The following is a 14,000-nucleotide window of genomic DNA, read 5'->3' as shown; positions in this document are numbered from 1 at the left end:
GCACCGCGTCCGGAGGATCGGGCGCATTCCCCCCTCCGGGCACGGCGGCGAAAGTATCTGACATATACCTGACAGCCTGTCAACCCTCCGGACATTTCGGACGGCCGGGTATTTCAACCGGCAAAGCCGGAGACGGTTCAGGAGGGCGGTGCGATCCCGGAGTGCGGTACGGGCCGGGGCCGGAGGGACCGGCGGATGCGGGGTGTCCGGTGGGGGGTGTCGGTGGGGGGTGGTTCCATTCGGCCCATGCCTGATGATCTGCACAGCGACAACGGTGTTGGGGGCGGCTCCGGGGACGTACCGGGGCCGGGGGACAGGGCTCCGGGGCCCGGGCGTCCCGGCGCGGCGGCGGGGCGGGCCGAGGGTGCGGGCCGGCCCGCGGGCGTCCCCGCGGAAGCGGAGTTCATCGAGGAGTGGGAGCTGTTTCCCGGCGGCCCGAAAAGGCGGGCATGGGGAGTCGGCGCTTGGAGCGGTGACGTGCCGACGGGCCGGTGGCGACTGTGGCGTCCCGACGGGATAGCCCTGGAGGAAGGCGACTGGCGCGACGGGCAGCGTCATGGAACTCTGCTGCGCTACCACGACGACGGCAGCCTCGCGGTCCGTGCCGAGCACCGCGACGGCACGCCGGCGACCGTGACGGGCCACCGCAGCGACAACCCCAGCAGCGACCCGTTCTCGTTCGACGGCTGGCCCCCGGCCGTCCGTACGATCGTCCACGATTTCGACGACGGGGGCACCAGGGTTCGCTGGGCCTGCTTCGCCGCCGACGGCAGCGAGGTGACCATGGCAGGCGATCCCGTGCCGGAGCGCCCGGCCGGGGTGCCGGAGGTCGCCACGTTCTGGCCGACCGGGAAGTGGTCGGCCCCGCGCTGGCGCGACGGCCGCCTCGAAGGGCTGGCCCGGCACTGGAACGCCGACGGGACACCGCATCTGATCGTCTACAACCGGGCGGGCGACGAGGTCGCGCGCCACGGGGACAGGCCGCTCGCCGAGGCGGCGCGTGACGGTGATGCCGCGTCGGTCGAGCTGTGCCTGGCCGCCGGTCTGGGGCGGTCACCGGAGGCGGCGCGGTATGCCGCGTACGAGGAACTGCCGGAGCTGGCGCTGCGGCTGCTGCGGCGGGAGCGGGCCGAAGGCGGGCAGCCGGAACCGGCCGTCGCGTACGAGCCCGGTCCGCCGCCGCCCGAAGCGCCCGGCGACACGGTGTGGGTGCAGGGCATGGAGTCGTACGTCCTCGGGGACGTCGACGAGGAGACCGGTGCCGCGGTCGGGACCTGGCGCATCTGGAAGCAGTCCCGCTACACGTCGCACTACGAGCACAGCTACCGCGAGGCCGATTTCACCGACGGTCGGCGGGTCGAACGGCGCAGCTACTTCTCCGGCGGCGCACTGTCCGCGCTGGAGCGCCGGAGACCGGACGGGACCGGGCTGAGACGCTCGTGGGACTACCGCCACCGCCTCGACCGCGAATCGGAGTGGGCTGCCGACGGCACCACCACGATGCGGTCGTTCCACCCCGACGGGGCCGTGCGCATGGAGCGCACCACGCTCGACGGGACCCTGGTGGTGGCGTCCTGGTTCGACGCGTCGGGGGTCCGTACCGCCGAGGTCACGGCGGTCGACGCCCCCGTCGACGGCGAACCGGTCGAGTGGTGGCAGGCTCTGGACGCGGCCGGTGCGGTCGTCGCGGAGGGGGCCGTCGAAGCCGGTGCGGGCGGCGGGCCGGTGGGGCCGTGGCGGCTCTACGGACCCGACGGCACCGGTCTCGGCACCGTGGCCTTCGACGGGCTCGACCGGGTCGCGGCCCACGCCGATCTGGGCCGTATCGCCCATGCCCTGCCCGGCTGGCACTCGGCACCGGCCGTACCCGAACTCGCCGACGCCGACCGGGTGCCCTGGGCGGGCCTCGCCACGTTCTACGGCGATGCCCGCCATCTGCCGTTCCTGCTGAAGGGGTTGACCCTCGCCGATCCGTACGCCTTCTCCACCGCGCTCGCCGTGCTGTCGAATCTGCTGTGGCACCAGGAGACCATCGCCACGGCCACCGGCCCGGCGTTCCGGTATCTGACGGCGCTGGTCGACCGGGTCGCCGCCGACGACGACCGGAAGCGGCTGCTGGAACTCCTGGTCGCCGTCGTCACCGTCGACAACGTGACCGGCGAGGCCGACGAGACCGTGAACGGTCAGGTCCGGCGGCTCAAGTCCGCCTTCGCCGGTGCACCGGCCCACGGTGAATGGTCGACCGACTACACCAACTACGACTGGGAGGACGCCTACCACGAGATCTTCACCAGCCTCGCCGGTGCGGTGCCGGTGTGGCGGGCCCTGGCCGCCCATCGGCGGGCCGACCTGCGGCAGTTGGCGGTCGTCCTGCTGGCCGCGGCACCGGGCGAGGTGGCCGCGGCCGTACTGGACGAGCGGCTCACCGCCGAACCCTCGGCCGAGATCCGGGCGGAGATCCTCCTCGGCCTGGCCCTGCACGAACCCGGCCCGCGGAACCGGCGGGCGCTGGAGCGCCGTCTCACCGACGACGACCCGCTGCTGCGCCGCTGCGCCGCGCTGAGCTGGAGCCGTCAGGGGTACGCCGCCGCCGGTGGCGCGGCCCGTACCGTCACCGCCCGGCCCGGTGACGACCTCGACCCGGACCGCTGTCGCGGTCTGAGGCTCGCGGGGGACGAACTGCTCACCGCGGCCGACGGGGTGGACACCGGGTCCTGACCGGATTCCGGTGCGGGAAGGGCGGTCCCCGGGCACGACCGTTTGATCAAGGGACCGGGCCCGTGTCACGATCGGCTCCCCTCCGCCGGGAGATGCGCCGCCGGATCTCACCCGCGCCGGTCCGGGCGTGCCGTGCCGTGTGCCGTCGGCACGGCCCCCGCCGACGGCGCGCGCCGGGACCGTCCCTCCCGGTGCGGCGGGCCCTTCCCCCTGTTGGCGGCTGGAGTCCCATCCCGATGTCACCGTCCTTCGACACCTCGCCCAATGTCCTCTTCGAGACACGGATACGCACGGTCCGCCGGCTCTCCCCCGGCTTCGTCCGGCTCACCCTGACCGGCCCCGGGCTGGCTGCCTTCGCCCCGTACGGCCTCGACCAGCGGGTCAAGCTGCTCGTTCCGAACGGCGGCTATCCGGCGGTCTTCGACGAGGACCTCCTCACCGAGGCGCGGTGGCGCAGGCGGTGGCGTGACCTGCCCGCCGCCGAACGTCCCGTCATGCGCAGCTACACCACGAGCGGCGTCCGGCCGGGGCTGCGGGAGGTCGATCTCGACTTCTACGCGCACACCCGGCCGGGTCCGGCGAGCGCCTGGGCGCTCTCGGCCCGGGAGGGGGAACGGGTGCTTCTCTCGGGTCCCGACGCCCGTCGCGGGAAGCCGTCCTACGGGGTCCAGTGGGAGCCCGGGCCGGCCACCCGGGTGCTGATCGCCGGGGACGAGACGGCGTTCCCCGCGATCCGGAACATCGTCTCCACGCTGGGCGGTTCGGTCGGCGCGGACATCTTCCTTGAGGTGGGGGACGGCGCCGATGCGGTGGCGGCGTGCGAGGGGCTCGACGGCCGTTCCCCGACGGTCCGGCGCCGCACCGCCGGTGACCCTTCCGGGCCGCTGTTCGGGGAGATCGACGCCTGGATCCGTTCGTACGGTGCCGAGGCGGCGGCCCTCGGTACGGGGTTCTACGCATGGCTGGCCACGGAGAGCACCCGGGTGGCCCGGCTGCGGGACCGGCTGCGGGACGCGGGCATCGCCTCCGACCGCCTCCACGCCCAGGGTTACTGGCACGACAGGGTCCGCACGTCTTAGCAAGTGGACGGTGGCGAGGTCCAAAACCAGCCATTGCTACGTTAGGCATGCCTAAGCTAACTTGCACTGTGGCCTCGCCCCCTCCAGGAACGGAACCACCCGATGCTGTCCAGAACCGGTCGCGCCCCGCGTCGGCTGCTCACGAGGCTCGCCCTCCCCGTCGTCGCCGCTCTCGCGCTCACCGCGTGCGGCGGTGACGGCGGATCGGCGAACAGCGGCGGATCCGGCGCCGCCGGGGGCGGGCACGAGGTGAAGCACGCCCGGGGCACGGCGAAGGTACCGGCCGCGCCGAAGCGCGTGGTGACCCTCGAACCGGTGCAGTTGGACACCTCCGTCGCCCTCGGGTTCGTCCCGGTCGGTGCCGCCGTGCTCAACGAGACCGCCGGAGTGCCCCCGTACCTCGGGAAGAAGGCCGCCGGGATCAAAACGGTGGGGACGGTCCAGGAACCGAACATCGAGAAGATAGCCGCGCTGAAGCCGGATCTGATCCTGGGCACCGAAGCCCGGCACTCGGCCCTCTACGAGCGGCTCACGTCCGTGGCGCCCACGGTCTTCATGGCCAGCCAGACCGACCCGTGGACCGAGAACGTCCAGCTGGTGGCGCGGGCGCTCGGTGACGAGAAGGGGGCCGGCAAACTGCTCGCCGGCTATCAGGCGCGCTGCGCCGAGGTCGCCGGGAAGCACGGCACCAAGGGCCGCACCGCGCAGCTCGTCCGGCCCCGCGACGGTGTGCTGACCCTGTACGGCCCCACGTCCTTCGCTGGCAGCACCCTCGAATGCGCCGGATTCACCACGCCCGAGCGGAACTGGGAGAACTCCATCTCGGTCGACGTCTCTCCCGAGCGGGTACGCGAGGCGCGGGCCGATCTCGTCATCGTGACCGCCGCGGACGTCAAGGCCGCCGACGCCGTTCCCGACGCGATCCGCGACAACGCGAAGACCTTCCCGGCGCCGCACGTGGTGGACCAGTCGTTCTGGATTTCCGGTGTCGGCCCGCTCGGCGGTATGGCCGTGCTCGACGACATCGACCGCATTCTCACCTCCTCGAAGTAGCCCTCCATGGCCCTGACACGTGTACGCGGGGGTGAGGCGGCCGCGCCCCGGGCTCCCGTGGTGCCCCGTTCGGCGCGGGTGACCGGAGCGGCGGCCGTCCTGGCCGTCGCCGTGGTCCTCTCCCTGCTGGTCGGCGCGGCTCCGCTGGCCCCTTCGACGGTGCTGGACACCCTGGTCGGCGGGGGCACCGACGAGTCCCGTTTCGTGGTCTGGGACCAGCGGGTGCCGCGTACGGCGGCGGGACTCGTCGTCGGTGCCGCGCTGGGCGTGGCGGGCGCCCTGATCCAGGCGTTCACCCGCAATCCGCTCGCCGATCCCGGGATCCTCGGGGTGAACGCGGGTGCCGCGTTCGCCGTCGCCGTCGGTATCACCTTCCTCGGTGTCACCAGCCCGTTCGGCTATGTCTGGCTGGCGTGCGCGGGCGCTCTCGTCCTGACGACCGTCGTGTACGGGGTGGGGTCGGCCGGACGGGACGGTGCGGGCCCGGTCCGGCTGACGGTCACCGGCGTCGCGGTCGGCGCGGTCTTCACGGGGCTCACCACGGGTCTGACGCTCACTCATCCGGACGCCTTCGACCGGATGCGGGGCTGGAGCGCCGGAAGCCTGCTGGGGCGCGGCTTCGAGGTGGTGCTTCCGGTGCTTCCCCTGGTGGTCGTCGGGCTGGTGCTGGCGGTCGCCGCGGCTCCCGGTCTGAATTCCGTCGCCCTCGGTATCGACGTGGCGCGCGCCCAGGGGGTGGACGTGAACCGGGTGCGGTGGGCCGTACTCGTCTCCGTCACCCTGCTCGCCGGGTGCGCCACGGCCGTCGCAGGGCCGATCGTGTTCGTCGGGCTGATGGTTCCCCATCTCGTCCGCTGGGCGGTCGGGACGGACCAGCGGCGGATCGTTCTCGGCTCTTTGCTGGTCGCTCCGGCGCTGGTCGTCCTCGCGGACGTCGTCGGCCGGATCGCGGTCCTGCCGAGTGAGATGCCCGCCGGAGTCGTCACCGCCTTCATCGGTGCGCCGGTGCTGATCGCGCTCGTACGCCGTCCGCAGGCGAGCGGCCTGTGAGCGCGCCGGCGCAGCGTCCCGGATCCCCGGTGCGGGCTGCGCTCGACGTCGGCAGGCGCCGTGTCGTGGTCGGTTCCGACCGGCTGCACGCCGTGCTGAACGTACGGTCCGCCGTGGTCGTCCTGGTGGCCGCCGCCCTGATCGCCGTACTCGCGGTCGTGGCGCTGGCCCTGGGCGACTTCCCGCTGACGACGGCCGAGGTGCTGGGCGCCTTCACCGGGCGGACCGGGGGTTTCGCCCGCACCGTGGTGCTGGAGTGGCGCCTGCCGCGCGCCGCTTCGGCGGTCCTGTTCGGGGCCGCGCTGGGTGTCGCGGGGGCGGTGTTCCAGACCCTGACGCGCAATCCGCTGGCCAGTCCCGACATCATCGGCCTGGCGAACGGTTCCTTCACCGGAATGCTCGTCGCGCTGCTGGCGCTCGGCGGGAGCTGGCCGCTGCTGACGGCAGGTTCGCTGATCGGCGGGCTGCTGGCCGCGCTCGCGATCTATCTGCTCGCCTACCGCGACGGGCTGCAGGGCTTCCGCTTCATCGTGGTGGGCATCGGCATCTCCGCCGTGCTCTCCTCGTTCAACACCTGGATGCTGCTGCGGGCGGAGCTGGAGACCGCGCTGTTCGCCTCCGCGTGGGGCGCGGGGACCCTCAACAGCGTCACCGTCACCACGGCGGTGCCCGCGGGGCTCTGCGTCCTCGTACTGCTGGCGCTCATGCCGTTCCTCACCCCGTCCCTGCACCAGCTGGACCTCGGGGACGATGCCGCGCGGGCGACCGGGGTCCGGGTGGGCCGGATCCGTCCGGCCGCGATCGCGGTCGCCGTCGGACTCGTGAGCGTCGTCACCGCGGTGGCCGGGCCGATCGCCTTCGTGGCCCTGGCCGCACCGCAGATCGCCCGCGGGCTCACCCGCTCCCCCGGTATCCCGTTCGGTGCGACCGGGGTGGTCGGCGCGGTACTGCTCCTCGGGTCCGATCTGATCGCGCAGCACGTCCTTCCGCTCACCGTGCCCGTCGGGGTGGTCACCATCGTCCTCGGCGGTGCCTATCTCGTCCGGCTCCTCATCCACCAAGCCAGAAAACAGACATGACGAAAGAGCCGTCCCCCGCCCCCGGCGGGCACCCCGCCGATACCGCCGGTTCGCGCCTGCGGGCCGACTCCCTCACCCTGCGCTACGGCCGCCGGACCGTCGTCGAGGATCTGGACCTCGTCGTACCGGCCGGGTCCTTCACCGTCATCATCGGCCCGAACGCCTGCGGCAAGTCGACCCTGCTGCGCGCCCTGGCCGGACTGCTGCCGCCGACGGCCGGGACGGTCGTCCTCGACGGTGCGGACATCGCCTCCTACCCGCCGAGGGAGACCGCGCGGCGGCTCGGTCTGCTGCCCCAGACGGCGACCGCGCCCGAGGGGATCACCGTCGCCGAACTCGTGTCCCGGGGCCGCTATGCGCACCAGCGCGTACTGCGGCAGTGGTCGCGCGAGGACGAGCAGGCCGTCGTGGACGCCCTCGCCGCCACCGGTGTCGACGGGTTGTCGGCCCGCCGGGTGGAGGAGCTGTCGGGCGGCCAGCGGCAGCGGGTGTGGATCGCGATGGTCCTGGCGCAGGAGACCCCGCTGATCCTGCTCGACGAGCCCACGACCTATCTGGACATCGCCCATCAGATCGACGTCCTCAATCTGCTCCACGACCTCAACCGGCAGGGCCGTACCGTCGTCGCCGTGCTCCACGACCTCAACCACGCGGCCCGTTACGCGACGCACGTCGTCGCCATGAAGGACGGCCGGATCACCGCGTCCGGCGCCCCCGGCGAGACGATCACCGCCGATCTCGTCCGGGAGGTTTTCGGGCTTCCCGGGATCGTGATCCCCGACCCCGTCACGGGGACCCCGCTGGTCGTACCGGCGGACACCCGCACGGCGGGGTCCGGGGCCGGAACCTGACCCACCCCGGGGTCCGTGCCCCGCCACCGGACGCCCGTAGGTGCCGTCCGCGCCACCGGCCCCGTTCGTCGTACAGCCGTCGGTCACGTTGTCGTACATCTTCCGTAGGCAGCATGGGAGTTCCCGCCAACGGGAAGCGACCCCCTTGCGCGGGTTCGCCCCGGCGGCGTATCCCGGCCTGAGACGAACGGGGGGAAGTCGATGCGGAACGAGGATCGCGAACTGCCGCAGTGCTCCGACGCCGGGCACGGCATGTCGACCGGGGCGGGGGCCGATGTCCAGCGGCGGCTGGAAATGCTGGTACGGGACTTCCGGAGCAGCCATCCGCCGATGCCGGTGGTCGTCCTGCACACCGAAAGCACCGAGGTCGGCAGTGCCGCCGCGGGCCGGGACGGCACGAACACCACAGCGGCTGCCGCGGGTACGGGTACGGACCCGGAGGAACAAGTCGTCCATCTGGTGGAGGAGCTGTACGCGGGCCATGACGCGCACGGGTCGCGCTGCGCCGTCGCGCCCACCGTGCGGGAGGGGACGACCGAGGTCCGGCGCGCCGCCGGTCTGGTGCGCCACCTCGGCGACCCCTTGCGGTGGAACAGCCGGCGGGCCGGCTACCGCCGCTACTCCTTTCCGCGGGTCCGGCTCGTCGGTGCCATCGAGGACGCCGTCCGCGAACTGGACCCGGACTGGCCCCGGTCGCCCGCGTCCACGGGCTTCTCCCACGAGCTGCCCGACCCCGCGCAGAGCCTGCTCGACCAGCTGGCCCGGCAGCGGTGGCGGCCCCGGGGCTCCTCCCGCTGGAGCGACCGGCTGCACCTGTTCGACATGGCGCATATCCTGCCGGTCAGCCTGGTGGCCGTGCTCGGGGCCCTGGCCGCCCGCGCCGACTGGTTCATCGCGCTCACCTTCGGCGTGGGTTTCCTGCTGCTGCTGGTCCTGCTCGACAATGTGCTGCCCGGCCGGGCGCCGCTCTTCCTCTGGCTGCGCCGGGAGAGCCGCTGGTTCCTGACCACGACCTTCCTCCGGGCCGCCTCGCCCGGCCGCCCGACCGATGTCTCCCTGGTGCGCCCGGTCCGTTCCTGGAACGCCATCGCCGCCCGGGCCCACGAGGTCGCGGAGGCGCTGAAGTCGGGGGACGACTTCCAGCTCCAGTTGTACGTGCTGGCGCTCTGCGAGGATCTGCGCGACAACCACCGGCGCTGGAGCTGGGACCTCCGCGGTTTCAAACGGCCCCGCCCGCCGGTGCTCTTCGTGCCCCGGGCGAGCGCCGACAACGGCGGCATCGAGCTGATCAAGGCGGTCAGCGATGTCCGCAGCCGGCGCAGCGAACTCGACCCGCTGCTGCTCGTCGCCTCGGTCCGGGCCGCCGATGTGGACCGGCTGCAGCGCAGTTCCGTCCAGGACGCCGGCACCGCTCCCTGGACCTGGTACCAGGAGTGGGGGCGCAATCTGCGCGCCGGGCAGTCACCCAGCCGGGCCCTGGCCGAACTGCCCTGGGTGATCAAAGTGCCGCTCCGTGCGGACCGTCTGGTGGTGTCCGAAGAAGCGCGGCGGCAGTGCGTCCGGGCGACGGCCCGCCCCACCGCCGCCCGGCTGGTCTGGTCGGTCCACACCCTGGTCCTGGTGACCGCGCTGATCGCCACCGGGGTCGCCCTGCACGCCGGGGAGCTGGCGGACCGGTACTGCTCCAGCTCCCTGCTCTCGGCCAATCGCGACACCGTACGGCTGAGAGCGCCCGGTGCCTCCGAGCCGGAGTGCATCGGCATCGCCGCCGGGGACGTCCGCTTCTCCGACTGGCTGAAGGGCGGCGAGCAGGCGCCCGGACCCGACCGGCTCCCGTGGACCCTGGAGCAGCTGGAGGAGCGCATCCGCAAGGCGAACGCCGAGGTCCTCCGGGACAACCCGGACAACTACGTCACCGTCGTGTACGCGGGGCCCTTGAGCACCTCGCCCCGTGAGCGCACCTCCCCGGTGAAGGGCATCGAGGAGCTGGCGGGCGTCCATCTCGCCCAGGCCGTGATCAACAAGAGGAGGTCGACGGGGCTCCGGGTGCTGATCGCCAACGGCGGTGTGGACATGCGGCATCAGAAGGCGATGGCCGAGTCCATCGCCCGGTACGCCCGGCGGGATCCCACGCTCGTCGGGGTCATCGGTGCCGGGCGGGATCTCACCACCAGCACGGAGACCGCGATCATCCTGGCGAACGCCGAGCTGCCGGTGGTCTCCGGCACCAACTCCGCGAGCTTCCTGCCCCGGCAGCGCGCCAACTGGTTCAGTCTGGCGGCCCCCGACGACTGGCAGATCGAACAGCTCGGTCTGATCGCCCGGCAGCTGCGCACCCCGAAGGCCCCCCAGTACGCGCTGGTCCTCGCCCGCGACACCATGAACTCCGACGACCAGTACACCAACGAACAGGCCGCGTACAGCAACCTGATGCTGCGCCGGGAGGGCTACCGGGTCCTGCCCGAGCGCCGGTACGCCGTCCGGTCGGGCCGGGCCGAGCTGGAGGCGCAGACCGAGGAGATCTGCCAGGGTTCCCGGGTCCCGTCGGTGATCTACTTCGCGGGCCGGGTGGAGGACGTCGGCCCGTTGATGAGTCAGCTCAACACGGAACAGGGCTGCGCCCGCCGGAACATCTCCGTCCTCACCGGGGACGATCTGTCGAAGGCCGACTTCACTCCGCAGGGGGGCGAGGGGATGCCTGCCAATGTCACGCTCTACCACGCGGGTCTGGCCCGGCTGGCGGCGCAGGGCGCCACGAGTTTCTACCAGGACGCGGAGAACCATCTGCCCGGTCCGGACGGCCGGCGGGACTGGGCCGGGCCCGGTGCGGCCGTACTGGCGAGCGGTCAGACCGCCCTTGCACACGATGCCACCCGGGCCCTGCACGAGGCCGCGGGCGTCGGGGACCAGGCCCAGAGCCGGGCCGCGACCTGGGTGAACCTGCGGACGGTCGTGCTGCCCAATATGGCGACGGGGACCATCGACTTCACCGGATCCCGGCCGCGGCAGCCCCGTTCGGGCCACAGCATCGTGCTCAACAGGGTCCGCGGCGGCCCGGACGGAACGCCCGTCCCCCGCCCCTTGTGCGCCAGGGCGGCGGGGGACGTCCGCCCGCTGACGGTGGCGGAGTGTTCCATCCACCGCTGAGCCGCTCCCGGAGCGGGGCGCGCCGGTCCGCGGCCCCGGTCCTGCGCGGGTCAGAGGATGAGGCGGCCCAGGTCCCCGCGCAGTCGCTGGGCGCGGAGGACCAGTTCGAGTTCGAAACGGCGGTCGGGGTCGTCGATCTCGTCCCCCCACAGCTCCCGGATCTGACGCAGCCGGTAGCGGACGGTCTGCGGATGGACCCCGAGACGGCCCGCGACCTCGGGAGCACCGCCCCGGGTCTCCAGCCACGCGAGCAGGGTCTCGGCGAGCCGGCGCGCATGGGTCCGGCCGCAGTCGGCGAGCGGCGCGAGGGTGCGGCGGGCCAGATCGTCGATCAGCTCCTCGGGCTGGAGGAGCACCAGGGCCTGGGTGTGCTCGGTGGAGTACAGCACCTCCCCCGCCGGAAGCAGCCCGCGTTCCATGAGGCGTACGGTCGCCTCCGCCCAGCGCAGCGACTTCGCCGCGTCGACCAGCGGCACCGGCGGCCCGATCGCCCCGGCCCAGCCGGTCATGGCGCGCCGCAGCAGTTCGGGGCGGCCCGCCGCATCCGGATCGGGCACGACCATCCGCGGCTGCTCGGCCTCCATGTCCAGGAGGACCCCCTGGACGACGGCGGGGGCGACGGCCTGCCGGGCGGGGCGCAGCAGCACCCCGGCGGCGACCTTGGCCGGCAGCGCCCAGCCGATCCTGGCGGCCCGCTCCGTCAGGGCGGCGACGATCTCGTGCGGGCCGGCGGCCGGGCGGGTGCCGTGCTCGGCAAGCAGCAGGTCCATGAGCTCGCGCTGAAGCCGGAGGCGTTCACCGGCCTGCCGGGCGGCGGCCTCCGCATAGCCGCGTACCGACTGGTCGACGAGGCCGTCGAGATACTCGTAACCCGCGTCGACCAGTTCGTACATGGCCCGCGGCGGGATATCCACCCGCTGGCCGATCTCCGCGAGACGCCGCCAGGTCAGACGGACACCGAGACGGTAGATGGCCTGGAGGGAGTCGAGGCTGCGGCCGCCGATCCCCTCGCCCCGGCCGAAGTCCTGGAAGACCTCGGGATGGACGCGGGGCCGGTCCTCCGCCGTCTCCAGATGCATCACGAAGATCTCGATGGCGCGCCGGATGCCGATGAGTGACTTGGGTTCCCCCGAATCGTCGAGGACCACCGGGACGTGCGGGTACTCACGGCGGATCTCCCGCAGGATCTCCTCGGCCAGCGCCGGTGCCTCGGCCATGGCGAGTGCCGCGAATCGGCGCACCTGGCTGCGCGGTACGTCGTGCCAGGCCGAACGGGCCCCGGGTGGCGGCACGGTGCGGTCCCCCGTCGCGACGGAGGGCGCCGAGGCACCCGGGGGGCCGAGGGCTGAGGTCGAGGAGGGCACGGGTCAGCGCTCCCGAGAGGCCGTCTCGTAGGTGACGAGCGGGGTGTTGGGCTGTTCGGGCGTGGCGTTGAGCAGGGCCACGATACCGACGGCGGCACCGACGGCGAGGGCCGCGGCGGCCACGGCGGTCAGTGCGGCGGCGAGCAGTCTGGGCATGCTGGGGGTCCAGCCTTTCCGGTCGAAAGGTCGTCCCCACCCTGGATGATCCACACGATCCGTGCCAGTGCCCACGAACCCCGGTCGTGGGTGGTCACGGGTCCCCGGCCGTGCCTTACCCGTGGTGGTGCGCGCCGGCCCCGACCGGCTGGGGCCAGTGTCAACAATGTATTGACACCTAGTCAAGGGGGCGCCTACGGTTCCCGGCCCATACCGCGCCTGCACTTTTCCCACCCGCGCGCACACGTTCCGTCACCATGTGACCTCGGTTTTCCGACACCGTTTCGAGCCGTCTCGAACTCTTCTGGAGTGCCCGGATGCGACGTACCACCTCACCCCTTTCGCTCGTTCTGCTGGGCATCGGCACCTTTCTGCTGGTGCTGGCCGCGATGCTCGCCTGGTATGTCGAGCCGCGCGCCCAGCGCACCCCGATCGACACCGATGTGACCACGGTCTTCACCGGTCGGGGGAGCTATTTCGACGCCAAGAAGGTCGAGACCGTCGATGAGACAAACCTCACCATCACCCGGAAGGTCCGGGGCGATGTGGCCGACAGCGAGGACAGCGGCCGGGCGATCTGGGACGTGTCGACGAGCGTCGACACCGACGACACCCTGCCCGCGTCCGATACCCATGACTCGTTCCTGTGGACCGTGGAACGCTGGGTGACCGACCGGAAGACCAACGCCCCCGTGCACTGCTGCGGCGAGACCCCGCGTTTCGAAGGCGAGGCGTATCTGAAGTTCCCGTTCAACGTGGAGCAGCGGGCGTACCGCTGGTGGGACAGCACCCTGGGCGGCACCGTGGAACTCGCCTTCAAGGACACCAAGAAGGTCCAGGGCCACGAGGGATACCTGTTCACCGGCGAGGTCGCGCCGGTGAAGACCGGGACGCGGCAGGTGCCCGGGGTGCTCGTCGGCCAGAAGGAGCGCGGCCAGGTCCTCGCCGAGGAGTGGTACGCCAACACGGGCATCGAGCTGGTGGCGGACCGGAAGACCGGGCGGATCCTGTACGCCTCGATCAAGCCGAAGAAGACGCTGCGGGCGCCGGGCGCCACCACCGACGAGGGCGAGGTGGTGCTGCTGGAGAGCAGCACGGGCATCGCGTTCACCGAGGAGACCCAGAAGAAGCAGGTCGAGCTGGCGAAGGCCGACAACCGGAAGCTCCGGCTGGTGGGCGTCACGGCACCCGCGGGGGCGGGTGGGCTGGGCCTGCTGCTGGCCGTGGTGGGCTCGGTTCTGGTGTTCCGGGGGCGCCCTGAGGACCCCACTGTGGTCCCGGCTGCCGCTCCGACCCCGGAATCCGTCACTCCGTGATGAGGTACGGCGGGTAACAGGTCGGCAATTTATCACCTCGGTGAGTAGCCGCAGCGAACCACTGGGCGAAAACTGTCCATCCCACCCACCCGAACACATCATCCGTGCAAAACCCCCGGCACGTCCGAGCCGCCCCGGCACCCTCCGGGGCGGTCTCACCCCGGACCGGAACCCACCGGAACAGCAC

General features: G+C 72.4%; 10 protein-coding genes. 8 read left to right on the top strand and 2 right to left on the bottom strand.

Features of this window, described 5'->3' with window-relative positions:
- Positions 1-246: 246 nt before the first annotated feature.
- The 7 genes from B7R87_RS29715 to B7R87_RS29685 all read left to right on the top strand — a co-directional run bounded on the left by B7R87_RS29715 (position 247) and on the right by B7R87_RS29685 (position 10,977).
- Positions 247-2,718 (top strand): hypothetical protein, encoded by a 2,472-nt coding sequence (locus tag B7R87_RS29715; protein WP_130584752.1) that lies wholly within the window; start codon positions 247-249, stop codon positions 2,716-2,718.
- 236 nt (positions 2,719-2,954) lie between these two features.
- A complete protein-coding gene (locus tag B7R87_RS29710) occupies positions 2,955-3,797 on the top strand; it encodes a siderophore-interacting protein (RefSeq protein WP_006345314.1) in 843 nt (280 codons plus the stop codon).
- A gap of 102 nt (positions 3,798-3,899) precedes the next feature.
- Positions 3,900-4,850: an ABC transporter substrate-binding protein gene (locus B7R87_RS29705; protein WP_006345315.1), complete on the top strand. Its 951-nt coding sequence runs from the start codon at positions 3,900-3,902 to the stop codon at positions 4,848-4,850.
- 6 nt (positions 4,851-4,856) lie between these two features.
- Positions 4,857-5,900, top strand: a complete 1,044-nt coding sequence (locus tag B7R87_RS29700) for a FecCD family ABC transporter permease (protein ID WP_006345316.1) — start codon at positions 4,857-4,859, stop codon at positions 5,898-5,900.
- A gap of 29 nt (positions 5,901-5,929) precedes the next feature.
- Positions 5,930-6,979 (top strand): FecCD family ABC transporter permease, encoded by a 1,050-nt coding sequence (locus B7R87_RS29695; RefSeq protein ID WP_040913154.1) that lies wholly within the window; start codon positions 5,930-5,932, stop codon positions 6,977-6,979.
- Positions 6,976-7,830: an ABC transporter ATP-binding protein gene (locus tag B7R87_RS29690; RefSeq protein ID WP_006345318.1), complete on the top strand. Its 855-nt coding sequence runs from the start codon at positions 6,976-6,978 to the stop codon at positions 7,828-7,830. Before B7R87_RS29695 ends, B7R87_RS29690 begins: the two co-directional genes overlap by 4 nt.
- A gap of 201 nt (positions 7,831-8,031) precedes the next feature.
- Positions 8,032-10,977 (top strand): ABC transporter substrate-binding protein, encoded by a 2,946-nt coding sequence (locus B7R87_RS29685; RefSeq protein WP_006345319.1) that lies wholly within the window; start codon positions 8,032-8,034, stop codon positions 10,975-10,977.
- A gap of 50 nt (positions 10,978-11,027) precedes the next feature.
- On the opposite strand, the gene B7R87_RS29680 is transcribed toward B7R87_RS29685, so the two are convergent.
- Positions 11,028-12,269 carry a helix-turn-helix domain-containing protein gene (locus B7R87_RS29680; RefSeq protein WP_040913159.1) on the bottom strand — a complete coding sequence of 414 codons (1,242 nt, stop codon included), beginning with the start codon at positions 12,267-12,269 and terminating at the stop codon, positions 11,028-11,030.
- Between the two features lie 75 nt (positions 12,270-12,344).
- On the bottom strand, positions 12,345-12,497 hold the full coding sequence (locus B7R87_RS33260; RefSeq protein ID WP_006345321.1) for a hypothetical protein: 153 nt from the start codon (positions 12,495-12,497) through the stop codon (positions 12,345-12,347).
- 317 nt (positions 12,498-12,814) lie between these two features.
- Here B7R87_RS33260 and B7R87_RS29675 point away from each other — a divergent pair, with 317 nt between their 5' ends.
- Positions 12,815-13,813 carry a DUF3068 domain-containing protein gene (locus B7R87_RS29675; RefSeq protein WP_006345322.1) on the top strand — a complete coding sequence of 333 codons (999 nt, stop codon included), beginning with the start codon at positions 12,815-12,817 and terminating at the stop codon, positions 13,811-13,813.
- Positions 13,814-14,000: the final 187 nt, after the last annotated feature.

It is taken from the genome of Streptomyces tsukubensis, from assembly GCF_003932715.1.
GTDB classification, from domain to species: domain Bacteria; phylum Actinomycetota; class Actinomycetes; order Streptomycetales; family Streptomycetaceae; genus Streptomyces; species Streptomyces tsukubensis.
Note: the sequence above shows the minus strand (reverse complement) of the source record. Positions and strands in the feature narration are given on the sequence as shown.